This window comes from Acidobacteriota bacterium, from assembly GCA_018268895.1.
In the GTDB taxonomy this organism is placed as follows: Bacteria; Acidobacteriota; Terriglobia; order Terriglobales; family Acidobacteriaceae; genus Edaphobacter.
In genome coordinates this window covers 303,174-326,125 of the sequence record JAFDVP010000001.1, presented here as the reverse complement: position 1 = coordinate 326,125, position 22,952 = coordinate 303,174, and the positions used below count along the sequence as shown (strand labels likewise).

22 protein-coding genes are annotated in these 22,952 nt (G+C 60.4%); 14 read left to right on the top strand and 8 right to left on the bottom strand.

Annotated elements, in window-relative coordinates:
• Positions 1-33: 33 nt before the first annotated feature.
• The 4 genes from murI to JSS95_01395 all read right to left on the bottom strand — a co-directional run bounded on the left by murI (position 34) and on the right by JSS95_01395 (position 3,807).
• A complete protein-coding gene (gene murI, locus JSS95_01410; protein ID MBS1798461.1) occupies positions 34-852 on the bottom strand; it encodes a glutamate racemase in 819 nt (272 codons plus the stop codon).
• On the bottom strand, positions 849-1,478 hold the full coding sequence (locus JSS95_01405; protein MBS1798460.1) for a GerMN domain-containing protein: 630 nt from the start codon (positions 1,476-1,478) through the stop codon (positions 849-851). The genes murI and JSS95_01405 overlap by 4 nt, the downstream gene beginning before the upstream one ends.
• Complete coding sequence (locus JSS95_01400) at positions 1,475-2,350, bottom strand: N-acetylmuramoyl-L-alanine amidase (GenBank protein ID MBS1798459.1); 876 nt, start codon at positions 2,348-2,350, stop codon at positions 1,475-1,477. Before JSS95_01400 ends, JSS95_01405 begins: the two co-directional genes overlap by 4 nt.
• Before the next feature lie 101 nt (positions 2,351-2,451).
• Positions 2,452-3,807: a DUF1015 domain-containing protein gene (locus JSS95_01395; protein MBS1798458.1), complete on the bottom strand. Its 1,356-nt coding sequence runs from the start codon at positions 3,805-3,807 to the stop codon at positions 2,452-2,454.
• A gap of 369 nt (positions 3,808-4,176) precedes the next feature.
• Between JSS95_01395 and JSS95_01390 the strand changes: the two genes are divergently transcribed.
• The 4 genes from JSS95_01390 to JSS95_01375 all read left to right on the top strand — a co-directional run bounded on the left by JSS95_01390 (position 4,177) and on the right by JSS95_01375 (position 8,529).
• On the top strand, positions 4,177-5,193 hold the full coding sequence (locus tag JSS95_01390) for a VWA domain-containing protein (GenBank protein ID MBS1798457.1): 1,017 nt from the start codon (positions 4,177-4,179) through the stop codon (positions 5,191-5,193).
• A 28-nt stretch (positions 5,194-5,221) separates the two neighbouring features.
• The gene (locus JSS95_01385) at positions 5,222-6,334 is read left to right on the top strand and encodes a VWA domain-containing protein (GenBank protein MBS1798456.1); all 1,113 of its coding nucleotides are present in this window, start codon (positions 5,222-5,224) and stop codon (positions 6,332-6,334) included.
• Between the two features lie 2 nt (positions 6,335-6,336).
• Entirely contained in the window at positions 6,337-7,251 is a 915-nt protein-coding gene (locus JSS95_01380) for a cysteine synthase family protein (protein MBS1798455.1), read from the top strand.
• Between the two features lie 126 nt (positions 7,252-7,377).
• The gene (locus tag JSS95_01375; protein MBS1798454.1) at positions 7,378-8,529 is read left to right on the top strand and encodes a PLP-dependent transferase; all 1,152 of its coding nucleotides are present in this window, start codon (positions 7,378-7,380) and stop codon (positions 8,527-8,529) included.
• A gap of 203 nt (positions 8,530-8,732) precedes the next feature.
• Here JSS95_01375 and JSS95_01370 read toward each other — a convergent pair whose 3' ends face one another.
• On the bottom strand, positions 8,733-9,251 hold the full coding sequence (locus tag JSS95_01370) for a DUF3761 domain-containing protein (protein ID MBS1798453.1): 519 nt from the start codon (positions 9,249-9,251) through the stop codon (positions 8,733-8,735).
• Positions 9,252-9,550: 299 nt separating this feature from the next.
• Between JSS95_01370 and JSS95_01365 the strand changes: the two genes are divergently transcribed.
• From JSS95_01365 to JSS95_01350, 4 genes are all read left to right on the top strand, one after another.
• Positions 9,551-9,751, top strand: a complete 201-nt coding sequence (locus JSS95_01365; protein ID MBS1798452.1) for a hypothetical protein — start codon at positions 9,551-9,553, stop codon at positions 9,749-9,751.
• 257 nt (positions 9,752-10,008) lie between these two features.
• Positions 10,009-10,956 carry an IS1595 family transposase gene (locus tag JSS95_01360; GenBank protein ID MBS1798451.1) on the top strand — a complete coding sequence of 316 codons (948 nt, stop codon included), beginning with the start codon at positions 10,009-10,011 and terminating at the stop codon, positions 10,954-10,956.
• A 475-nt stretch (positions 10,957-11,431) separates the two neighbouring features.
• The gene (locus tag JSS95_01355) at positions 11,432-12,583 is read left to right on the top strand and encodes a hypothetical protein (GenBank protein ID MBS1798450.1); all 1,152 of its coding nucleotides are present in this window, start codon (positions 11,432-11,434) and stop codon (positions 12,581-12,583) included.
• A 650-nt stretch (positions 12,584-13,233) separates the two neighbouring features.
• Positions 13,234-13,491, top strand: coding sequence for a hypothetical protein (locus tag JSS95_01350; GenBank protein MBS1798449.1), 258 nt, complete (start codon positions 13,234-13,236; stop codon positions 13,489-13,491).
• 7 nt (positions 13,492-13,498) lie between these two features.
• Here the strand turns inward: JSS95_01350 and JSS95_01345 are convergent, their stop codons facing one another.
• Entirely contained in the window at positions 13,499-13,924 is a 426-nt protein-coding gene (locus JSS95_01345) for a hypothetical protein (protein ID MBS1798448.1), read from the bottom strand.
• A gap of 66 nt (positions 13,925-13,990) precedes the next feature.
• Between JSS95_01345 and JSS95_01340 the strand changes: the two genes are divergently transcribed.
• Together JSS95_01340 and JSS95_01335 are read left to right on the top strand one after the other, a co-directional pair.
• Positions 13,991-14,206 (top strand): helix-turn-helix transcriptional regulator, encoded by a 216-nt coding sequence (locus tag JSS95_01340; GenBank protein MBS1798447.1) that lies wholly within the window; start codon positions 13,991-13,993, stop codon positions 14,204-14,206.
• Positions 14,207-14,638: 432 nt separating this feature from the next.
• Positions 14,639-15,586 carry a TerC/Alx family metal homeostasis membrane protein gene (locus tag JSS95_01335; GenBank protein MBS1798446.1) on the top strand — a complete coding sequence of 316 codons (948 nt, stop codon included), beginning with the start codon at positions 14,639-14,641 and terminating at the stop codon, positions 15,584-15,586.
• Here JSS95_01335 and nadB read toward each other — a convergent pair.
• Positions 15,577-17,166 carry an L-aspartate oxidase gene (gene nadB, locus JSS95_01330; protein MBS1798445.1) on the bottom strand — a complete coding sequence of 530 codons (1,590 nt, stop codon included), beginning with the start codon at positions 17,164-17,166 and terminating at the stop codon, positions 15,577-15,579. The two genes, JSS95_01335 and nadB, sit on opposite strands and share 10 nt — an antisense overlap.
• Before the next feature lie 77 nt (positions 17,167-17,243).
• Here nadB and aroB point away from each other — a divergent pair, with 77 nt between their 5' ends.
• The 4 genes from aroB to JSS95_01310 all read left to right on the top strand — a co-directional run bounded on the left by aroB (position 17,244) and on the right by JSS95_01310 (position 21,578).
• Positions 17,244-18,386: a 3-dehydroquinate synthase gene (gene aroB / locus JSS95_01325; GenBank protein ID MBS1798444.1), complete on the top strand. Its 1,143-nt coding sequence runs from the start codon at positions 17,244-17,246 to the stop codon at positions 18,384-18,386.
• On the top strand, positions 18,386-19,165 hold the full coding sequence (locus JSS95_01320) for a ubiquinone/menaquinone biosynthesis methyltransferase (protein ID MBS1798443.1): 780 nt from the start codon (positions 18,386-18,388) through the stop codon (positions 19,163-19,165). The genes aroB and JSS95_01320 overlap by 1 nt, the downstream gene beginning before the upstream one ends.
• 143 nt (positions 19,166-19,308) lie before the next feature.
• A complete protein-coding gene (locus tag JSS95_01315) occupies positions 19,309-20,754 on the top strand; it encodes a cation diffusion facilitator family transporter (GenBank protein MBS1798442.1) in 1,446 nt (481 codons plus the stop codon).
• Positions 20,751-21,578, top strand: coding sequence for a PASTA domain-containing protein (locus tag JSS95_01310; GenBank protein MBS1798441.1), 828 nt, complete (start codon positions 20,751-20,753; stop codon positions 21,576-21,578). Before JSS95_01315 ends, JSS95_01310 begins: the two co-directional genes overlap by 4 nt.
• A gap of 98 nt (positions 21,579-21,676) precedes the next feature.
• On the opposite strand, the gene JSS95_01305 is transcribed toward JSS95_01310, so the two are convergent.
• Positions 21,677-22,951 (bottom strand): methyltransferase domain-containing protein, encoded by a 1,275-nt coding sequence (locus tag JSS95_01305; GenBank protein ID MBS1798440.1) that lies wholly within the window; start codon positions 22,949-22,951, stop codon positions 21,677-21,679.
• Between the last annotated feature and the right edge of the window lies 1 nt (position 22,952).

The following is a 22,952-nucleotide window of genomic DNA, read 5'->3' as shown; positions in this document are numbered from 1 at the left end:
TAGGGGGTAGTCTTTTCTTCCCTGCTCTCTAGGTCAGCCACCCAGATCGAGCAGCTTCACCTCATCGAGTGGCTGCCCGAGAAACACGGAGCCGAGGCGCTGGAACTTTTCTACCGAATCGGTAGCGTAGAACTCGCAGAGCTGTGAAGCAGCCGCCGCGGTTGCAGCGGGCAGCAGTGCGGCAACCGCCTGCGCCGTTGCGTCTGCCGAGTCTATAACTTTCATGGGATGGCGCAGCGTCTGGAGTTCGGTCTCGATCAGCGGCTTCAGCAAGGGATAGTGCGTGCAACCGAGAAGCAGCGTTCCAGCAGACGGAGCTTCTGCGAGCGCTTCGATCAGGTAGATACGCAGCACCTCAAGGGTCACCGATTTGTACACCGGCTGATCGAGCCATCCCTCTTCCACCAGCGGGACCAGCAGAGGGCAGGCCTTCTCCGTGGCCTTGAGTCCGAGGGCATGCAGGGCGCGAGTGTAGGCTCTCGACTGCGTCGTCGCAGCCGTCGCAAGGACGAGCACATCCGAACTCTGCTGCTCAGCGGCAGCACACGCCCCCGGATCGATCACGCCAACAACCGGGACCGGCATGGCGGACTGAATCTCTTCCAGAGCTAAAGCCGTAGCCGTGTTGCAGGCGACCACCAGCAGGTCGGCTCCTTGCTCCCGCAAAAACTGTGCGCTCGAAAGAGCATAGCGAGCGATCGTCTCCCGCGACTTGGATCCATAAGGCAACCGCGCCGTGTCGCCGAGGTAGACATAACGGGCCAAGGGCACAAGCGACAGCAGTGCTCGAAGGACGGTAAGTCCGCCAAATCCCGAATCGAAGACTCCAATGGTGGGGCGCGGAGAGCTCATGGCTGGGTCGCTGCCTCGCTTGGCGCGGTTGGCCGCGCGGTTGTATCGATCGCCGGATAGTCGCGGCCAAGATCGGCATGTCCCGCCAGCGTGTCATGCGGCTGACCGTCGACCAGAAAGCGGATCTTTGTGATCTGAGGAAACGCTCCATGAAGCGTGCCGACAATGGACTTGATGGTCAGGTCTTCCACCTCGACGCCGGATGGATGACCGTCGACGAAGGCCCCTCGCAGGTTGATGACGGCAACCTGCCCCTTCTCTCTCGATGAGTGATCGGCTAGAAGGAACACATCGTCGACTGACGCCCCGCTTTGCAGAGGATGCGCCGAGTCCGTCTGAGCATACTGCGCCAGCAGGTATTCAAGCAGTGCCCGCGCACGCTGCGAAGGCTCCTGCGGCAGCGCTACTTTGCCGCTTGTCGCCGTGATCGTGGCATCGGCATCGCTTGCCATGTACAGGGTGACGTCCTCCAGCGCAGCGGATGAGGGCGCGGCGATGGGGGTTGCATTGTTGAGCGCTGTCAGCCGCTTGTGCGCCTGCTGGCAGCCGCGCAGAAGAAACGCCATCATCAGCAGGATGCTCCCCACCAGGCTCCAGAACAAAATGCGTTGATAACGAGGGATCATCGCGGCGCTCCTGGATTTGCGGCAGGCGCAGTGACAGGCGGCTTTGCTTCGGGTTTGGCGGCGGGAGCAGGCGATGCCGGTTTGGGAGCAGGCGATGCCTCTGACGTTGCCGGTCGCGGCGTTGGAGACGGTGCTGCCGGCGCAGGCGCGTTGTGCGTGCGGAAGCTCGCAAGCCCGAGCGCGATCGCCTCCGCCACATGCTGTTGGTAGGTGGCGTCAGTTACAGGAGAGCGGCTGCCTCCTGCGGGAACCAGCGGCGCAATCTCGACGATGATCGCCGGACAGGTCAGGTTATCGATCGGCGGGACCGAAGCCCGCAGCAGGACCACAGGCAGATGCGCGTTCGAGAGGGCGAGACCGACCTCGTTCGCCAGCCGTAGGCTCATCGCCGCGGAACCCGCCTGCGCCGCATCCCAGCGCAGCGCACGCGGCTGCATATCGTCCGTAGCGCTCAGCGAAGAAGATGCCACGTGGATGCCGGTGCCGCTCGATGTCGCGTGCAGAAGAAGGCACGCCAGCGGACGGGAGTGGTTGGCCATTCCGGCACGCTGGTCGGCCGTCAACATCTCCGTTGGATCGGAGTCGCGCGTAGCGGTAACGGCAAATCCCTGTGCCGCAAGCAAAGGACGCAGCTTCTGGGCAAACGCCAGCGTCACATTCCTTTCGAGAACATCGTCCGGCAACTGTGCCCCATTGTCCGGGCCACCATGCGCAGGATCTATAACGACAACGTTGCGGTAGAACGAAGGTAGAGGCTTCGGCGGAGACGGAACCGCAGGCTGCGGCGCGTCAGGCGTCTGCGAGATGCCGGCGACGGAGCACAGGACCAACGCGGTCGCGGCTTTGAGGATGGAGAGGCGGGTATTGGTCACGGCTCGTGGGGAGTGCGCTTCGATTGTACCGGCAGTCGTGGCGTTCCGTATTGCTGTTGCAAGAGCGCGGCCCAGGAGTCGAGCGGGCCGCGCCCGTGAGTTTAGTCCAGTGCGTAGATGGCGAGGCCGCTCAGCAGCTTGGGGTAGAAGTCCGTCGACTTCTGCGGCATCACATCGCCCGCCAGCGAGACATCCTTCAACTGGTCCAGCGTAATCGGCTTGATCAGGAAGGCGATGTTTGCCTCGCCGTTCGTCACCAGCGCCGCCGCCTCGTCGGCCTCGCGCAGATACTGCACATTGCCCAGGCGGGTAATCGTCTCCTGATCCAGCCCCAGCAGCTTGTCGAGCACGATGCGATGCAGTTGCACGACATCGAGCTGGCGCTGGCGCGCGGGCAGGTCCTTGAGGGCCTCCTCCATCGCCTCGGGCTTTGCCGTCAGCAGGTAGTTGCCATCGCCGGTGGCGGCGATAAACGCAGTGCCCTTCGTGTCCTTCAGCAGAGAGATGTCAGGCGACGGAATCTCCTTGATCGTGAAGTAGCCGCTGGCCTTCGTAATAAAGTCGGGCGAAGAGAAACCCTCAAGGCCGTGCACAACGCGATGCGTGGGAAGGATCGTGATCCCCGGGGCCTCCATGTTGACGAAGGTCATCATCATCGCCGCCTCTGGAAAAGCCGGGACGGGCAGGTTGCCGGTCGAGAGCTTCTCGTCCTCGTCGCGGGGCTGGTTCAGCGGCAGCTTCAACTGCGCCGAGCGCTCCTTGGCATAGGCCACGGATGTCTCGTAGCGATGATGGCCGTCGGCGATAATCAGCTTCTTGTCGGCCATGGCCGTCACGATCAGGTTGATCAGACTGGGGTCGGTGAGCTTCCATACCTTGTGCACGACGCCGTACTCATCGGTGATGGCCAGGTCGGCGGGGTTGTCGTCGAACCCATTCGGCCCTTTGGCTCCGAAGATCAGCTTCTCCGCCGTGAACGCCGGGTCGGAGTAAAGCATGTAAATCTGCTCGCAGTAGGCGCGCGTGGCCTTGAACAGACTCATGCGGTCGCTCTTGTGCTTTGGGAAGGTCTGCTCGTGGCGGTAGACGACCTTGTCTGCGTAGTCGTAGAGATGGCCGAGGGCGATGAAGCCGCGGCGCTCGCGCACCTCGTCGGTGTGAGGCACGGTGTAGGTTTGCGAGTAGCCGTAGAGCGCAGGCTCCGCCTCTTCGGCCAGGATGTGGTCTTTGCGCCACTCCTTGAGCGTCGCGGCTGCGCGGGTGTAGACGTTCTCTTCTTCGGTGTCGCCGGGCAGATGCTTGCCCAGAATGACGCGGATCAGGTTGTAGGGGCTAGCCGCGTAGTAGCGATCCTGCATGGCCGGCGAGATCTTGTCGTAGGGCTGGGTGACAACGTCTTCCATGTTGACGCGGGCGGGATCGTACCGGAGGGCGCGAAAGGGATAGATGCGGGCCATGCTGGTCTTAGAGTCTCCAAATCGAAGGATATGTATCGATTGTACGGGTTTTGCCGTCCAATCAGGACTGGATTGGTGCTGGTTTAGCTGTTCGCGCGTTGGGATGTTTGCAAAAGGATGACAACCTCATTGCAGGCAACGTCTATCTTAAAGAACAGGCATAACGGACCGCAGGATTTCGGTGTATAGTCTGCGGACGGAGTTCGATTCGGAAACACTGTTTCTCTACCGGTAAACCAACGAGAGGGCTTTCAGATAGCCGGCCAGTACGCAGCTCAGGTCGCGGAGATGACCAAGGCCATGCAGGATGTAAGAAGAGTTTTCGGTTACAGGAAGCGGCCGTCCCCCCGCTGGTTAGTTGGCGCAGCCATGTGGATCTTCATGGCGGCGGTGCCGGGCGTGGTGACGCCATGCGCGGTCGCGCAGGAAAACCCTCTCGGCGAGGTGCATACCCCAACCCCGCCCCCTCCACCCAAGACGCCTGAAGAGTCAAAGCCAGTCCTTGAAGGGCCGGATGCCGTTGCCGCTGGGGCTACGGCGCACCGTCGCGACTCGAGAATTCGCGTAGACGTCAATCTTGTTCTTGTTCCCGCTACGGTCACCGACCCTCTCAATCGCCTGGTCACCGGGCTTGAGAAGGAGAACTTCGAGGTCTACGACAACAACGTCGGCCAGTCGATCAAGAGCTTCTCCACCGAAGATGCACCGGTCACCATCGGCATCGTCTTCGACCTTAGCGGAAGCATGGGTTCCAAATTCATGCGGGCGCGCAAGGCGCTCAGCGAGTTCCTCCGCACCTCGAACCCGCTGGACGAGTTCTTCGTCGTCGGCTTCAACGACCGTCCGGCGGTGATCGTCGACTACACCTCCGACGTGGACGACGTGGAAGCGCGCATGGTGATGCTGAAGCCCGAGAACCGCACCGCGCTGATCGACGCCGTCTACCTGGGCATGAACAAGCTGCGCGATGCAAAGTACGAGCGCAAGGCGCTGCTCATCATCTCGGACGGCGGCGACAACCGCAGCCGCTACACCGAAGGCGAGCTGCGCCGCGCGGTACGCGAAAGCGACGTGCAGATCTATTCCATCGGCATCTTCGACCAGTACGCTCCCACGCAGGAGGAGCAGATGGGGCCGGTGCTGCTGAGCGATATCTGCGAGATGACCGGCGGCCGGCTGTTCCGCGTAGGCGACATCGCCGACCTGAGCGATATCGCGACGCGCATCAGCGCCGAGCTGCGCAACGAATACGTGCTCGGCTACAGGCCATCCGACATGAAGAAGGACGGCAACTGGCGTAAATTGAAGATACGACTTGTGCCGCCGCCGGGGCTGCCTCCGCTGACGGTGCACAATCGCCAGGGGTACTATGCGCCTTCGGAGTAGAGCCCTGCCGCTGTTGGCTGGGGCAGCGATGATCTTAACGCAACCTGTGCGCGCAGGCGAGTTAGCTCTGCTGGGGCAGTCGCCGGCCGTGCAACAGGCTGGCTCTGTGTCACAGCCATCGCTGACAGTGGATCGCGATCCTATCGCTTCGCCCGATCCGGATACTCCGGCGTCGCGCACGACTGGCACGGAAGAACCTGACCGGCCAGGTGTGATCGAACGCGAGCACGGCAAGTACACGCTTCGCACCGACGCCTACGAGGTGCGACTGAATGCGACCGTGCTCGACTCAAACGGCAAGTCGATCCTGACGCTCGGCAAGGATGACTTCCGGGTCTATGAGGATGGCGTCCCGCAGACGATTGCCTCGTTCCGCCACGAGGACCTGCCGGTCTCGCTGGGCATCCTGATCGACAGCTCCGGCTCGATGTACGACAAGCGAGCCGCCGTGGAGCAGGCCGCGCTTGATCTAGTCAAGCTGTCGAACAAGGAGGATGAGGCCTTCGTCGTTGACTTCTCATGGGAAGCGTTCATTGACCAGGACTTCACCAACGATATCGACAAGCTGCGGCAGGGGCTGAGCTATGTGAAATCCAGCGGCGGCACAGCCATCTACGATGCTCTCGTCGCCTCAGCAGATTACCTGTCAAAAAACGCAAGACATCCCAAGCAGGTGCTATTGATTGTGACCGATGGCGAGGACAATGCCTCGACCGCGTCGCTTGAACAGGCGATCCGCAGGATTCAGGACCTCGATGGGCCCGTGATCTACTGCGTTGGCCTGCTCTTCGGCCAGGACACGGACAAGCGTGAGGCCCGCCATGCCCGCCGCGTATTGGAGACGCTGAGCGAGCAGACCGGCGGAGCAGCATACTTCCCCAGGTCGCTCAAGGAAGTCGATCCGATCGCAGCCGAGGTGGCCCGCGACATCCGCACGCAGTACACCATCGCGTATCACTCGACCAAGTCGCCCACGCTTGGCGGCTATCGCCAGATCCACGTCGACGCCAAGGCAAAGAGCATGGGCAAGCTCTCGGTAAGGACGCGAACCGGCTACTACCCGAAGATCGCCAACAACCCGGCGAACGGAGATGCGGCGGCGAACATCAAACCCACAGGCTCTGCGGGTGGCAGGCCCTGAAGATGCGCAAGTCTGAAACAGTTCTTGATCTTGTAGGACAGACGCCGATACTTCGCCTGAAGGCGCTGGAGCCCGAGGGCGGCGCGGAGATATGGGCGAAGCTCGAATATCTCAATCCCGGCGGAAGCGTGAAGGACCGCGCCGCGCTGGGGATCGTTCTCGATGCCGAGCGGCGGGGCGAACTCAAACCCGGCTCGACGATTGTCGAGGCGACGGCGGGAAACACCGGCGTGGGGCTGGCGTTGATCGGCGTCAACCGCGGCTACAAGGTCATGCTTTACGTGCCGGAGGGGTTCGCCGAGGAGAAGTGCATCCTGATGCGTGGACTCGGCGCGACTGTGGTCCGCACGCCGGAGGCCGAAGGAATGTCGGGCGCGATCCGGCGCGCGCTTGCCTTCGAGGAGCAGACTGAAGGGGCCTTTGCTGCCTTGCAGTTTGAGAACCCCGCTAACCCGGATTTTCACGAGCAGACGACCGCCGTCGAGCTATGGGAGCAGATGGAAGGCCGCGTCGACGCCTGGGTCTCCGGCGTAGGGTCGGCGGGAACATTTACCGGCGTTGCACGGTTTCTCAAGAAGCAGCGCGCGGACATCGTCGCAGTAGCCGTCGAACCCCAGGGCAGCATCCTGCAAGGGGGCGAGCCGGGGCCGCACAAGGTGGAAGGCATCGGCGTCTCGTTCATTCCGGCGACCTTCGACGCAAGCGTCTGCGACAGGATCATTCGCGTGATGGATCCGCCCGCATTCGAGATGGTAAAACGGCTGGCTGCCGAGACAGGCGTCTTTGCGGGGTCGAGCGCCGGAGCCGTGGTTTGCGCTGCGGTTGAGATTGCCTCTGAGCTTGGTCAGGGAAAGCGAGTCGTGACGGTGATTCCGGATTCGGCGGAGCGGTATTTATCGAAGGGGTTGCTGGATTGAGTCGTATTCACTCCCACCCTTCGCATATTGCGAAGGGTGGGGCACTCGAACTTTTGTGGCTGGGATGCGAAATGCAGGTTCCTCGACTTCGCTCGGAATGACAAACTAAATACCAAGAGAGACCTCATGACGGACAAGAAAAAAGGCTTTGCGACGCGGGCGATTCACGATGGCCAGGCCCCGGAGGGGCTGACGGGGGCGGTGAACGTGCCGATCTTTCTGACCTCCACCTATCAGCAGGAGGAGATCGGCAAGAACAAGGGTCACGAGTACGCGCGGCTGACGAACCCGACGCGCGACGCGCTCGAGGAGAGCCTGTGCTCGCTCGAGGGCGGGACCAGCGCGCATGTCTTCGGCTCGGGCATGGCGGCGATCACGGCGATGTGCACGATGATGAAGTCGGGCGATCACGTCGTCTGCTCGGACAACGTGTACGGCGGCACGCAGCGCGTCTTCGACAAGGTGCTGGCGAACTACGGCCTGAAGTTCACCTACGTGGACACCAGCGTGGCCGCGAACGTGGCCGCGGCGATCACACCGGCGACGAAGCTGGTCCACATCGAGACGCCGACCAACCCGATGATGGCGATCACCGACATCCGCGCCGTCGCCGATATCTGCCGCGCGAAGGGCGTCGAGCTGAGCGTCGACAACACGTTTCTGTCGCCGTACCTGCAGCAGCCGATCGCGCTGGGCGCGGACATTGTGATGCACTCGACGACGAAGTTCCTCAACGGCCACTCGGACGGGCTGGGCGGCGTTTTGATCTGCACGAGGCCGGAGCAGGCGGAGAGGTTCCGGTTTGTGCAGAAGTGCACGGGCGGGATCCTGTCTCCGTTTGAAAGCTATCTGCTGCTGCGCGGCGTGAAGACGCTGGCGGTGCGGATGAAGCAGCACGATGCCAACGGACGTGCCGTCGCCGACTTTCTCAAGGGCCACAAGGCGGTGAAGAAGGTCTTCTATCCGGGACTCGCGGAGCACCCACAGCACGAGCTGGCAAAGCGTCAGCAGAGCGGGTTCGGGTCGATGATCTCGATCGAGCTTGGCTCGCTGGCAAAGGCGAACGCCTTTGCCAAACGCCTCAAGCTTGGGTTTCTGGCCGAGTCGCTGGGCGGCGTGGAGACGCTCATCTGCCATCCGGCAACGATGACACATGCGGCAGTAGGTGCCGAGGGACGCGCGAAGCTGGGGATCACCGACGGACTAATGAGAATCTCGGTCGGCATCGAGGACGTGGAGGACATTGTCGCAGACCTGGACCAGGCGCTCGGGGGATAGCCCCCGTATTCTTGCGCAAAGTATTCTATCCATTCGTGTTATGGGTGGACTTCCGCGGCATTTCAAGTGCCAAAGGAGAAAGGCCTCCGGTAGCCGGAAGCCTTTCTCTGCCTCATTTTCAATGATATCAAGCGGCAGTTATCGAATCGGCACTTTATAAATCTATTGATATCCGATACTTACACCATTTCAGGGCTTGACAGCTATTTAGTGCAGGGATGGTTGTGGTCGGCGTGGGCTCCCATGGCCTTGGCGTCGGCTTCAGACATGTACTTGCCCTGCTTGGTCTTGCCGTAGAAGGTCGTTCCTGGGCAGTGATAGACCTTGGACTCGGTGTTGACCCAGACCATTCCAGCGCCACCGCCGGGGGCCTGCGTCATGGAAGCTGCGCGAGCCGAGGGCGACATCTTGCCCGAGGCAGCGGGAGCGGCCGCTACAGCGGGAGCGGGAGTTACTGCTGGAGCCGTGGCCGCCTTGGGCGCCGGTGCAGGAGCGGGCTTGGCTGCGGGAGCGGCGGGAGCGGCGGCCGCAGACTTGGCAGCCGAGGCTGCGTACCATTCCTTGACGCCCTGATGGCCGCGGCAGGCGCCGCTCTTGCTCGCCGAAGAGGTATAGGATCCGTCCTTACATTGTCCGGTTGAGCCCGCCGGGGCCTGCGCCAGAGCGGCGTGGGCGAACGACAGGGAGGTGGCAACTGCCAGGAGACGAAGCATTGTTTTCATGAGACATCCTTTCGGCATTTCGCAAAAATAGAGCTTGTGTTGCGGCCATATGCTACGCCGAGCCGGGCCATGTGTCACCGAAAAACACCTGATGAGCCTCATGTTAAGTACCGGGTGGCCGATGAGAGAGGGACATAGTGCAGGTACGGTTCAGGGAGAAACAGGTTCCTCAGCTACGCTGCGGCATGACAAGGCAAAGTCAGGGCAGGGCCGATCCAATCAGCTCTGGGTTCCTCTTTTGTGGGATAGCAGTGTGGAAGTGACATGCCTAGGCTGTGGATAACTGGAGGCAAAGTCGAATGCAGACATCAACATTGTTGAGCTGGCGCAGCAGGAGCAACGAGGTAAAGCCCGAGTTCTCGTGGAACCGCAAGGAGAGCTTTGTGGAGAAACATCAGGTGGCGGAGATCCTTCGCGGAGTGGTCTTCTCGTCGGTCCTGTGGGGATTGCTGGCTGTGGGCGTCTATGCCGTGTATTCGATGGTGCTTGGCGCACGCTAATCTTCTGGCATACGGGTGCATGGTCTGTGGCTAACAAACCGATGGCTGGCACACACAAAGTCTGACGGGCCCCTTCAAAATCTATGGAAGGTTCTGAATAAGTATCCGAACATTCCCTCAGCGGCTAAAGCCGCATTGCAGACAAGCCACTTGCGGCACGGCTGAAGAGCCTGCCCTGAGCGCAGTCGAACGGGTGCCCCTAACAAAACGGTAATAACATACTTGACTGAGCTAACTCAGATGTGTATCTTACAGGTATGGACATGCCTCAGACACTACTCGAAGCCATCAAGCACTTTTCCGATCCCAAGAACTGCCGCGAGTTTATGATCGCTGTTCGTTGGGATGACGGAATTGTCCGCTGCCCTTATTGCGGGTCTGAGAAGGTGACGTTCCTTGAAAAGGCGAACCTCTACAACTGCAACACTAAACATCCCAAGCGGAAGTTCTCTCTCAAAGTGGGAACCATCTTTGAGGATTCCCCTATCGGACTCGATAAGTGGCTTCCCGCTGCATGGCTCTTGGTGAATTGCAAGAACGGTATCAGCAGCTACGAACTAGCGAGGGCGTTAGGAATCACCCAAAAGGCAGCGTGGCACGTCCTGCACCGCATCCGTCACGCGATGACGGACACGGGCTTAAAGCTCGGCATCAATGCGCCGGTAGAGGCCGACGAGACGTTTGTGGGCGGCAAGGTCAAGAACATGCACCGCAGCAAGCGTAAACAGTCTGCGTCGTATCAGGGCGGTGGCAACAAGTCCATCGTCATGGGAATGCTGGAGCGCGGCGGTAAGGTGCGCGCTGGAGTCATTGAGGATCGCAAACTACACAACATGCGTCCGATGCTTGCGGACAATGTGATGGCCGGTTCGCACCTCATCACCGATGAGCACACCAACTACACCATTGTCGCAAAGGAACAAGACTATCTCCATGACGTGATTGTTCATGCAGACGAGTATGTTCGCGGCCATGTTCACACAAATGGAATCGAGAATTTTTGGAGCTTGCTCAAGCGAGGATTGCACGGCACATATGTCAGCGTGGATGCAGCACACCTCAACTCCTATGTTGCGGAGCAGGTGTTTCGCTTCAACCACCGTGATGACTCAAACGATGCTGGACGGTTCATTCAAGTAATGTCCCAAATCACCGGGAAGCGTCTCATGTATGCCGAACTGACGGCGCGGCAAAGGCACAACTAAGAAGCCGAAGTCGGGCCGGGGGAAGCGGGCTTCTTTGCGGGCTTTGCCTTGAGCAAAGTCCTCATTGCTTCCCTGAACTGGTCAAAGTTCCCCGGCGTGTTCATCGTCTCCGCTTTGGGTGGCCTCTTGGCCGGATCAGTCCACGCCTTCTTGGAAGGTACTGTCATTCCACGATTGTAAACCCGTAGAATTGGCTCACCTAAAATGAAAGCCCGGCGCATGGCCGAGGCATTCGACGTGTGGCTGGATATCCACATCGTATGCCCTTCGGAGCGCCGCAGTAAGGGTGTGTGTGCGCAGGCAGACTCCAAGAAAGCAAAGGAACGCCCGGCCAGATCAGATCATCCCGCCGGGCGCTGCCATCTATGCGTCTGTTACCGCAAGCACCTCCGACGGTATCGGCAGGGTACATGTGCATGGTCTTGGCGGGCCGGGAACCAGCGCGACGTCGAAGAAAGGACCAATCGCAGTCGTCTTGCCGCCAACAACCATTATCAACGTATCGCCAGGTAAATGGCATGTAGCGTGGGATGGCATTGGCTATCACCTCATGCCGACGATCGAAAGCATTCAGGAAACCACCGACCTCACGCTGATTGGCTCTGTAATCGTGCCGCATTCCAGCGATGAGCAGCGCAGTCAAGATTGGCCTGAGCCAATGGACGCTCTTCTCAAGGACAAGATTTCTGGCGACTCCGCTCTCCGCAGACAGAAGCGAGAGGAAGAACTGGAGCATGAGCGCAAACTGGCGGCTATCAGTAAAGAGAGCACCCGCGCTGCTGCTGGAATCGACATAACTTCCGGGTCACCTCTGCTGATTATGGCAGCGGCTGCTGCGTGCAGACTACAGGAGGCCGATGAAATCGGGGAGCGACCTCCACTACCTCGAATTGTGTGCGATCAGATCGACCTGATGCTGTACAAGGTCGATCAGGAGCATTACCGGAATCTATCCGGGATGCAGGTTCCCCATGAGACGCCAGCAGGTAAACCGCGTCCTCCGAAAATGCCAGCGCAGTTGCTGAACCAACTACAGTGGTACGCCAGTGTTTTGTTTACGAGAGAGGTGCAGCAGTATGGTTCCGTCCGCAAAGATGCTCGCTATGAGACTTGGCTGAAGCGGCTCGCAGATCGGATCGTGGCGAGAGTCGTCAATGCTGTGTACGAAGTAGATAAGGGGAGCAGCACGGAAAGCCTCAAGTATCACGGGTTGACGCACGATGAGATGGTCGCTGGTCTGAGGGAAACTCTTTCAGCACTGGTTGGCAAGTACGTGTGGGAACAGTCTCCAGAGTTTTTGGCGATGCAAGCAAAGATGGCCGAAGTTACCCCCGCGCCGTCAGTTCCGGCACCGCCACCTGCTCCGACCGAGTCCGATGAAGACGTGAGGGCCAGCCGCAAAGCAATACGGCAATCGCTGCGTGACTCATACCGAGCGACGTTCCCAGACGTAAAGATCGCTGACATCATTTGGGCTGCACGGCAGACGCGCAGGGAGTGGACGCGCTGGATCGGCGGCGAAGCCAAGGACGGTCTGAAGGCGGATCGTTCCTTCAAGCACGTCCTGACCAGCGGCAAGACTCCCGAAGACATCATGGGGAAGCCGCGACCGACGAAGTATGCATGACTTCCCTCATTTCTCCCCTATTCCTCCCCTATATTTCCCCATTATGCTTCAGAATCTCCCTGCTGGACACTCCCTGACAACATCGCCTTATCCTTCATACAGTTAGAAGGGAGATAGAAGCATGATTGCTCACTCTGTCAGGAGGGTAAGACCCGCCGCCACCACAGCACCCACCGTGGCAGCGGGAACCAAGCAAAAAGTCCCAAGTCGCTAATCTCTGGGAAGGAGGGCGGCGACGAGGGACATGGTGGGAGTTTTATCCGAACGGGGCGGGTTGAGCCTAAAGCTCATCCCGCCCTACCCTTTTAAAGCTAATCTTTTCCCGCGTAAGCAGCAAGTCGTATTCGTAAAAGAGAAGAATCGAATCTTATCGGAGGATATTCGGCTTCCACTCCATACCTGTCAGCGATTTGAATTGTGCTTTGAACGAAGCGATGTATTCCATAAGTCGGCGTCTTTCAGGTCTGCAGGAAATGGGTGTCCAGCGCAATTCGTATTCCAGCCCATCAAGAGCGGCATCAAGACCATATCGGTTATCCATGACAGCCTCCGTATAGATGAGCTTAGAACGGTTGCCTGTGGAAGCGCTTTTTAGCATTGACACACGAGATAGACCAATTACTTTATCCCTGGCACAAGGGAGATGGGCTATGTTTCGTTCGAGAAAAATGCACTACGAGGTGATTTCCGATGCATTGGTCGCGGGATTCCAAGATGAGAGCATTGAGGGTCGTTATCTTTGGCGACTTACTGTATCGCACCAATCAGAGTTTATGAACAGAATAGGCCACTTTGAGTTCACAAAATCAGAGGCTCTAGGACTCGTTACTTATGATTTTTTCAAATTGGCTGCGGTGCTGGCGGTGAATAAATGGGAGCGTGAATTCACCGCGCTGGAGGATTCCTAAAAATAGATTAGAGGATGCCGCGTATATGCAGCTCCGTGTCGCTCATCGTGCGCCGGACATCTCTCAGTAGCTCTTCATATCTAGCCAGCAGCGCATCTTGTTCGGCCAGCATGGCATCAATTTTCATTTCAAGCCGAATGAGACGTTGCTCACGAACTTCCCTTATTCTGTCGTGTCTGTCCGTAAAATAAATAAACGGTACCGCCCCGATTGCGATAGCAATCATCCATGCGGCATCGTGACTGGATGGCAGAAAGTTATCTCTGACAATCATCCACCGGATGACATAGATTGCTCCGAAAACCACACCGAGAAATACAAAGATAAAGAGATGTAAATAGAATCCTGCCTTTACGTCGGTCCTAATACGCTCCTCTTCGTTTTCGTACTCGGCTTTAGCTTTTTTCTTCCAATCCGGCGTATCCGCCATCATCGCTCCCTGCTCGTTGATTCAGGCATGCCTGAACTTTGCGACTCAGAATAACCGGACGATGGAGAGATGGCAACCACTCTCCGCGTCAAGCTGGGCAATCGAATCAGGACGCTTCGACGGAAACGCGGATGGAGGCAGATTGATTTAGCGGCTCATGCCGAACTCAGCAAAACCCACATTTGTGAAATCGAAGTTGGAAAACGAGAAATTGGGCTGGAGGCGCTAAAACGGATTGCGGATGCGCTGGAGAAAAGCCTGTCGGAGCTACTGGAAGGGATTTAGGCAATGACAGAAGCGGATTTGCCACGAATCGAAAATAAGACATTCGGTCCAAAGGAAACCGTAATCCTAGACGGACACATCTTTATCAATTGCGTCTTCGATGGGTGTGACTTGATTTTCTCTGGGGAAGCAGGCGTGGCCCAGATAGAGTGCAGGACCGCTCGGCCTCCCAATGTTCTGTTTTGTGGCCCCGCACAAAGGACATTGGAGATGCTTAAATTCTTGGGATTTACCGTTACCTCCCCGTTTGGAGAGGAGCCAAAAGAGACATCTCTCCAATAGTTTGTGAGTCGATTTAGCCATCTCTTAGCCTTTACTCAGTCAAGTATGTTATTACCAACAAAACTGGACTTACAGAGGCTCCCTAAAGATTCTGCATCACGGCGGGAGCACGCTGCGGGACATGTTGCCGTTGCGATAGCATCCTGAGAGATGCAACACTTCACGCCTGCGAGCTACTGGGTAGGATTTCACCTCTTCGTCTTCGTACTGATGGCGTTGGAGTTCGCTTACATACGCTGGCAGCAGAGGAAGCATGGGGCGGACAAGGTTGTCCACTCCACCTCGGTTGCGGCGACCTGCCTGTGGGTAGGAGCGGCGCTGGCGTTTGCGCTGTTCGTACTGCGGGCGATGGGCGGCGATTCAGCGACACAGTACCTGGCCGGCTATGCGATCGAAGAGGCGCTTTCGGTCGACAATCTGTTCGTCTTCCTATTGTTGTTCAAGGTCTTCCGCATTGACGCTCCGAATCAGCCGAAAGTGCTCTTCTGGGGCGTGGCGGGAGCGATTGTGATGCGCGGCGCGTTCATCGCCGCGGGTATCGGGCTGCTGACGCGGTTCGAGTGGGTGAGCTATATTTTCGCGGTTGTGCTGCTCGTCGCGGCGATCAAGCTGGTCATTCCCGAAGACGAGAACAAGAAGGAAGAGATTCCAGGCTGGTTGAAGTGGATATCGCGTCTTCGTCCGGTGAGTCTGCGGCAGGACAGCTTCTTCGTCGTCGAAGCGGGCCAACGCATGATGACGGTGCTCTTTCTGACGCTGATCGCGATCGAAGTAACGGACCTGGTGTTTGCGATCGACTCGATTCCGGCGGTGCTCTCGATCACGCGGCATCCGTTCCTGGCGTATACCTCGAACATCATGGCTGTGATGGGGCTGCGGTCGCTGTACTTCCTGCTGGCGCACCTGCTGATGCGGTTGCAGTACCTGCACTATGGGCTGGCCGCCGTGCTGGGGTTTGCGGCGGTCAAGATGCTGACGGCGCACTTCTACGAGATCAAACCGATGACCTCACTGGCGGTGGTGGTGGCGCTGCTGGGAATCACCGTGGCCGTCTCGTTGCTGAAACGACCTTCCGGCAGCCAGCAGCATCAGGGCTGAAACCTGAGGTCGTTCGCCTGCATCACGGAGTGGCGCGCTTCAGCATCGTGCTGCGGGAAATCGTTGCGGAAGTGCGCGCCGCGGCTCTCGCGGCGTGCGAGCGCCGATGTGGTGATGATGGAGGCGATGTCGTGCAGGTTGCGTGCCTCGATGGCGCGTCGGGTGAGCCCGCGCGGCATGGTGTCCGCGAGGGCAGCTAGCGCGCGCTTCATCGTATCGAGACCGGCGGCGTCGCGCAGCAGGCCCGCGTGCTTCCACATATTGGCGCGCAGGTCGTCGATCCAGCGCTCGGTGTTGGCGTCGAGCGTGGTGCCTTCGATGTGCGTGGAGGGCGGCTCCACGTGCGCCTGTTTGAGCGAAGGCAGGCGGGAGGAGTCGGAGGTCATGGCGTCGGCGGTGAGCGCGCCGAAGACGAGGCCGTCGAGGAGCGAGTTGGAGGCGAGGCGGTTGGCCCCGTGGACGCCGGTGCAGGCGGCCTCGCCAGCGGCGTAGAGGCCGGGGAGCGTGGTGCGGCCGTGAACGTCGGTGAGGATGCCTCCCATGAGGTAGTGCGCAGCGGGGCGCACGGGGATGAGGTCGCGATTGAGCTCGAGGCGATACTTCGCCAGAAACTGCGAGATGCCGGGAAAGCGCGCGTGCAGGTCCTTGGCGACGTGGCGCATGTCGAGGTAGACGGGGCCGTCGATGCTCTCCATGGTGATGGCGCGGGCGACGACGTCGCGCGGCGCAAGCTCGAGCAGAGGATGATAGCGCTGCATGAAGCGCTCGCCCGTTGCATTGACGAGGTATGCGCCCTCGCCGCGCAGCGCCTCGCTCATGAGGAAGCGGGGAGCGCCGGGTTGTGAGAAGGCGGTGGGGTGGAACTGGTAGAACTCCATGTCGGAGATGGCAGCTCCGGCGCGCCAGGCCATGGCGATGCCGTCTCCGGTGGCGACGGCGGGATTGGTGGTGTCGGAGTAGACCTGGCCTGCTCCGCCGCTGGCGAGAAGCGTGGCGCGCGCGTGGATGGCGAGGATGCCGCCTTCGCCGTCGAGCAGCGTTGCGCCGGTGACGCGACCCACAGACAGCAGGAGATCGATGCCTGTGGCCCACTCCATGAGGCGGATGCTGGGGATGGCTCGAACGTGGCGCAGGAGCGAGACGGCAATCTCACGGCCAGTCGCGTCGCCGTTGGCGTGCAGGATGCGCGAGCGCGAGTGCGCTCCTTCGCGCGTCAGCATCAGCTCCCCGTGCTCGCGATCGAAGGCAGTGCCCCAGCTCAGCAACTCTTCGACGCGCTTCGGGCCCTGCTCGACGAGGATGTGTGCGGCCTCGGGATTGACGAGTCCGTCGCCTGCGGCAAGGGTGTCTTCGTAGTGGAGCGCGACGTCTTCGTCGCCGCCCATGGCGACGGCGATGCCGCCCTGCGCGTAGGCGGTGTTCGATTCGGCGAGCTCTTCCTTGGTGACGACGAGCACGGAGCCTGCGCGGGCGAGCCGGATGGCCGCGCTGAGACCGGCGATTCCTGCGCCAATAACAAGAAAATCAACCTGCTGCGATGTGGGATCACTGGCGTGATGATCTGGAGATGCTTCGGCTATCGGCACAACGACTCCTCACTCTTGAGGATACCTGTTCGGGGAGCGAACGAGGTTGTTAACGATAGGATGAAGGTATTGTGCCCGTGATTCCTCTGAAGACGCCCAGCGCCAGCTACGACATCACAATCGCGTCAGGACTGTTGAAGACGCTCGCCCCACGGTTGAAGAAGCTCAAGGGCGGCAAGCCCTATCGCACGTTCATCGTGACCTCGCCGGAGATATGGGGGCTGTGGGGGAAGCAGGTGCTGGCCTCGTTTGGCAAGGGCGAGCAGCCGACCGTGCTCTTCATTCCGGCAGGAGAGTCGTACAAGCGGATGCGGACGATCGAGTCGCTGGCCGAACAGCTTGCCGAGGCGGGCGCAGACCGCGATGCTCTGCTGGTGGCGTTTGGCGGCGGCGTGGTCGGCGACATGACGGGCTTCCTGGCGGCGATCTACATGCGCGGCGTGCCGTATGTGCAGGTGCCGACGACGCTGCTGGCGCAGGTGGACTCGTCGATCGGCGGCAAGACGGGGACGAACCTTGCGGCGGGAAAGAACCTGATCGGGAGCTTTCATCATCCGCTGGCCGTGCTGGTGGACTCGGATGTTCTGGCGACGCTGCCAGCGGCGGAGCTTCGCGCGGGCTTGCAGGAATCGATCAAGGCCGGCGTGATCTACGACGCGAAGCTGTTCAGCTATCTCGAGCGCAATGCGGACGCCGTGCTGAAGGGCGACGTGAAGGCGCTGACGCATGTGGTGACTGCGAGCGTTCGCGTCAAGGCCGACGTGGTGGCGAAGGACGAGCGCGAGTCCGGGCTGCGGATGATTCTGAACTACGGACACACGCTGGGCCACGCAATCGAGGCTGCGACCGGCTACAAACAACTGCTGCACGGTGAAGCCGTGGGCTGGGGAAGCATCGCGGCGACACGGCTGGGATGGATGCGTGGAATGATCCCGGAGCGCGAGGCGGAGCGCATCGTCACGCTGATCCTGCGTTATGGGCCGCTGAGCGGATTTCGCGCGACGGCAGAGAAGCTGGTTGCGCTGACGGCGAACGACAAGAAGAACCGCAGCGGGTCGTTGAGCTTTGTGCTGGCAAAGAAGATCGGCGTGGTGGAGATCGTTCGCGACGTGACGAAGGACGAGATGCTTCAGGCAGCGGAGTGGATGCTGGCGATGATGCGGTCGCAAGCGGCTTCGACGGCTCGACCTGCGAAGAAGAAAAAGAGAGCGTGATGGCCGTGGCGCAGGAACAGCAGCGGGAGCACGAGGTCTCGACGGGAGCGCGGCCGGTGGGAGCGACGACCGAGGCGAGCGCCGCTGCGAACGTGCAGCAGATGTTCGATTCGATTGCGCCGAAATACGACCTGCTGAATCATCTGCTTTCGGTGGGCCTCGACCGCTGGTGGTGGGCGCGCACGGCACGGAGTTTTCGCGATGTGCTTCTGCGCCCTGAGGCTTGCGTGCTGGATCTGTGCTGCGGCACGGGCGATATGGCGCTGGCGTTGATGAAGTATCGTCCCGTGACTGGAAGCGAGGCTCCACTACTGGCGGTGGATTTTTCGCACGAGATGCTGGTGCGTGGAGCCGGGAAGTTTGCTCCGCACAATATCGTCGCCGTCGAAGCCGATGCGTTGCATCTGCCGATCGCCGACGGCTCGCTCGACCTGGTGATGTCGGCCTTCGGGTTTCGCAACCTGGCAAATTATGAAGAAGGTCTGGCAGAGTTGTTCCGAGTGCTTCGGCCCGGCGGCCAGATCGGAATACTGGAGTGCAACCAGCCAGACGGGCTGCGGGGCGCGATGTACAACCTATACTTCAAGAAGGTGCTGCCGAAGATTGGCGGCATGATCTCGGGGGATGCTGACGCTTATCGCTATCTGCCGGCCTCGGTGGAGCGCTTCCCTCGCCCGCCACGCATGCTGGAGCTGATTCGCGCGGCGGGGTTTAAAGACGCTACCTGGACTGACTATACGTTTGGTGCGGCCGGGCTTTATCGTGCGACGAAACCATAGCGGTAGAGAAGCAGATTCTCCACTGCGCTTCGCTCCGGTCGGAATGACACAATGTTAGAGGTTTGCGAGACCCTTGTTACATCTGTGCTTGACGCAAAATGCGGGGTGCAATGACCATGTCCACCATGTAGGATTGAGGCTCGATGAGCTATACGGCCGCCAGTGAGAGTGCATCGCATACGCATGCAGAAAAGCGTTCGGCGGCGTTGTTTTCCATGCTGGCGGCGTTGGGGATTACGGCTCTCAAATTTCTTACTGGCGTCCTGACGGGGTCGCTGGGCATGTTGTCGGAGGCGGCGCATTCGACGGTCGACCTGATAGCGGCGGCCATCACGCTGTTCTCCGTGCAAGTCTCGGACCGGCCTGCGGACGATACGCACAACTACGGCCACGGCAAGGTGGAGAGTCTGTCGGCGTTTGTCGAAGCTGTGCTGATGCTGGGCTCGTGCGTGTGGATCGTCACGGAAGCGATTGAGCGCATCGCGTTCCGCGAACGACTGACGCTCACATACTCAGTCTGGCCGTTTGCGGTACTGCTGCTTTCGATTGCGGTCGATTTTACGCGCTCGCGAAAGCTGCATCGCATCGCCGCGGAACATGCCAGCCTTGCGCTGGAGGCCGATGCGATCCACTTCAGCACGGACATATGGTCGTCGCTGGCGGTGTTTATGGGGCTGGCTGCCTCATATGCGGGCAAGCGTTGGAGTATCCAGGGACTTGAGCTGGCCGACCCTATTGCCGCACTGGTCGTATCGGCGATCATCCTGAGGGTGGTGTGGGGGCTGGGTCGAAAGACGATCGACGCTCTGCTCGACGCCTCGCCAGCGGAGACACGCGAGGCGACACGGATTGAGCTGATGCGCGAGCTGGCGACGATCGACGGAGTTGTTGCGGTCAACCGCCTGCGTACGCGTCGATCGGGTTCGAGTTACTTCGCCGACCTGACGCTTGGGCTGGCTCGCAACCTGACGTTTCAACGGACAGAACAGATCTCATCGGAGGCGACGGCGATTGTGAAGCGCCACCTTCCCGGCGCTGACGTAGTGATTCATTCGGTGCCGATGGCTCCGATGACCGAGAGTATTCATGACAAGATTCGTGCGGTAGCGCAAAGGCTGAACCTGACGCTTCACGATGTGACCGTGCAGCAGTTTGGCGGGGGGCTGCATGTGGAGCAGCATCTTGAGGTGAAAGAGACGATGCCCCTGAAGCAGGCGCACGAGATGGCGACGCGATTGGAGGGAGAGATTCAGCGCGAGGTGCCGCAGGTGGCGTCGATTCTTACGCATATCGAGAGCGAACCGGGAACGATCGAAGAGCCGGAGTCGCAGGAACAGGACCGTCAGTTGGAGATTCGCCTGAGAAAGGTTGCGGAGGCGTTTCCGGAGATACTCGATACTCACGATGTGATGGTAACCCGCATTGGATCGCACCTGAAGGTAAGCTGCCACTGCACCATGCGTGACGACCTGCCGATGGCGAAGGTGCACGAAGTCATCACGGCGCTCGAAGGAGCGTTTAAGCTGGAAGCACCGGAGGTGGATCGCCTGCTGATCCATCCGGAGCCGGAGACGGACAACAGGCGATGATGGTACGTATACGGATTGTGAAGTGGCGAGCGATGCGGCGCTTCTTCAACCTGGTGCTCGGAGCGATGGCGATGGTCGCTGTCGCGATGATCTCGGCTTTTCTTGCGATGCGTCTGGCCATCCATGGGCGCGAGGTGAAGGTACCCGATCTGTCGCGCATGACGATCTCGGAGGCCAGCCGCAAGGCAAGCTCGATGGGTCTGCGGTTGCAACTCGAAAACAAGTTCTACTCTCCCAACACGCCGTCGGGACAGGTGCTGGCGCAGTTCCCTGCTCCGGGCACGACGGTTCGCAGGCAGTGGCCTGTGAGGATAACGGAGAGCCTGGGTGCGCAACAGGTTTCGATTCCCGACCTGACGGGACAGGGCGAACGCTCGGTCGCGATCAACCTGCGCCGACTGGGGCTGGAGCTTGGCACGGTGGGTCATATCGCGGCACCGGGACCGGCGGGCGTTGTGGTTGCGCAGACTCCTCCGCCGAATGCGCAGGGGATCGACCGGCCGCGCGTGAGCGTGTTGCTGAGCCAGCCGGAGGACGCGGGGGCTGAGGCGTTTGTGATGCCGTCGCTGGTTGGTTTGCCGGTGGCTGGAGCGTTTGCTCGCACAGGTGCGGCTGGCCTGAAGATTGTGAGCGCGGAAGATGTAACTCCGGCAGCGACGCCCGCATCGCCCGCGCCCGCCGCGGCTTCCGCAGCAAATCCTGCTTCAATCGCAAAGCCCGCCGTATTGGCTCCACTGACCCCGGGCATTGTGGCCGCGCAGAGTCCGCTGGCGGGGCACAAAGTATTTCGCGGCGACCAGGTGCGGCTCTCCGTGATGCACTGAGTTTCTCCCAGAATGCACCTGTGAGACGCGCGCAGAAATACAGGTCCTTCGACTTCGCTACGCTTCACTCAGGATGGCATGATTGTGACGCTGTGCCGTTAGTTCCGCTGTCGTTCGAATAATGCGGCGAAGAATCCGTCGCCGGGATGTGTGCCGGGCAGTGTGCGGAGATAGTTGCCGCGGATTGCATTTGGCAGCGCCTGCGTAAGTAAGCCCGAGGTGTAGAGTCCGTTCAGGAGCGGCGCGAGAGGAAGCGTGCGGATGTCTTTGTGCTTTGGGGCGACGGCTTCGACAACCTGTTCGCACTCCTCAGGCTCAAGCGAGCAGGTGGAGTAGAGCAGGCGGCCTCCGGGGGCGAGACGCGAGAGTGCGGCGCGGAGGATCTTCTGCTGGCGAGTGGCCTGGCGCGCGATCTCGGCGGGGGTGAGGCGATGGCGGATCTCGGGATTGCGCGCAAGGGTTCCGGTTCCGGTGCAGGGCACGTCGCAGAGGATGAGGTCGAAATTGTTGAGGTCAGGTGGAGGCTGCGTGGCGTCTGCCTGCTCGGTACGGATGTTCGCGGCTGACTGCTCGAAGCGCGCTTGCATGGCCGCGAGACGACGCGGACTGACGTCGGTTGCCAGAATCTGCGCGTTGGTGAGGCGGAGGGCGAGGACGAGCGTCTTGCCGCCGGGCGCGGCGCAGGCGTCCCAAACGCGGACGGCGCGCGGAGAGGAAGCGACGGCAAGCTCGGCGACGAGGCGCGAGCCGTCGTCGATATGAGGCAATGCGGCAGACTCTGCGGTAAAGAGCGGCGGCGCGGCGGGTTCGGCCTGGCCTGCTTCGCATAGTTTGATTGCGACGGAACGTCCGTAGTGCGCGACCCAGCGCTCGACGAGCCACTGCGGATGAGCAAGGCGCTGCGCGAAGGCTGCCGTCGATTCGTGAAGCGGTTTCCCTTGTGGCTTCGCGGAAGAGAGCTTACGAAGGATGGCGTTGGCCATCCCGGCAGCGTGGGGGTTGCCGCTGGCGCGGGTGAGCTCAACGCTCTCGTTGAGGGCAGCGTGCGCGGGGATGCGGTCGAGGTGAAGAAGCTGGAAGGCGCCGAGACGCAGCGCGATGGCGACGGGTTCGGCGAGGCGCTGGTCGGGGCGCTGCAAAAGCGGCTGGATGCGGGCGTCAAGTGAGATCTGCCAGCGCAACGCACCCATCACCAGTGTCGTGGCGAGGTTGCGGTCTTCGGCGGAGAGCTTTGCGGTATGTGCTGAGTGCAGCAGGTCGTCGCTGTTGCCTTTGTTGGCCGCGATGAGAGTGAGTATCTCGAACGCGGCAACGCGCGCGGGAGAGATTGGCTTTGCCGTGGAAGCAGGTTTGTGAGCAGGCTTGGGCAAGATC

Bases quoted from the DNA above. Each gene is read 5' to 3' on its own strand.
- JSS95_01385 (MBS1798456.1), top strand. From the start codon at position 5,222: ATGATCTTAACGCAACCTGTGCGCGCAGGCGAGTTAGCTCTGCTGGGG.
- JSS95_01390 (MBS1798457.1), top strand. From the start codon at position 4,177: ATGTGGATCTTCATGGCGGCGGTGCCGGGCGTGGTGACGCCATGCGCG.
- JSS95_01340 (MBS1798447.1), top strand. From the start codon at position 13,991: ATGGCAACCACTCTCCGCGTCAAGCTGGGCAATCGAATCAGGACGCTT.
- murI (MBS1798461.1), bottom strand. From the start codon at position 852: ATGAGCTCTCCGCGCCCCACCATTGGAGTCTTCGATTCGGGATTTGGC.
- JSS95_01315 (MBS1798442.1), top strand. From the start codon at position 19,309: ATGAGCTATACGGCCGCCAGTGAGAGTGCATCGCATACGCATGCAGAA.
- JSS95_01360 (MBS1798451.1), top strand. From the start codon at position 10,009: ATGGACATGCCTCAGACACTACTCGAAGCCATCAAGCACTTTTCCGAT.
- JSS95_01350 (MBS1798449.1), top strand. From the start codon at position 13,234: ATGTTTCGTTCGAGAAAAATGCACTACGAGGTGATTTCCGATGCATTG.
- JSS95_01405 (MBS1798460.1), bottom strand. From the start codon at position 1,478: ATGATCCCTCGTTATCAACGCATTTTGTTCTGGAGCCTGGTGGGGAGC.
- JSS95_01335 (MBS1798446.1), top strand. From the start codon at position 14,639: ATGCAACACTTCACGCCTGCGAGCTACTGGGTAGGATTTCACCTCTTC.
- JSS95_01395 (MBS1798458.1), bottom strand. From the start codon at position 3,807: ATGGCCCGCATCTATCCCTTTCGCGCCCTCCGGTACGATCCCGCCCGC.
- JSS95_01345 (MBS1798448.1), bottom strand. From the start codon at position 13,924: ATGATGGCGGATACGCCGGATTGGAAGAAAAAAGCTAAAGCCGAGTAC.
- JSS95_01310 (MBS1798441.1), top strand. From the start codon at position 20,751: ATGATGGTACGTATACGGATTGTGAAGTGGCGAGCGATGCGGCGCTTC.
- JSS95_01370 (MBS1798453.1), bottom strand. From the start codon at position 9,251: ATGAAAACAATGCTTCGTCTCCTGGCAGTTGCCACCTCCCTGTCGTTC.
- JSS95_01380 (MBS1798455.1), top strand. From the start codon at position 6,337: ATGCGCAAGTCTGAAACAGTTCTTGATCTTGTAGGACAGACGCCGATA.
- JSS95_01375 (MBS1798454.1), top strand. From the start codon at position 7,378: ATGACGGACAAGAAAAAAGGCTTTGCGACGCGGGCGATTCACGATGGC.
- JSS95_01365 (MBS1798452.1), top strand. From the start codon at position 9,551: ATGCAGACATCAACATTGTTGAGCTGGCGCAGCAGGAGCAACGAGGTA.
- JSS95_01320 (MBS1798443.1), top strand. From the start codon at position 18,386: ATGGCCGTGGCGCAGGAACAGCAGCGGGAGCACGAGGTCTCGACGGGA.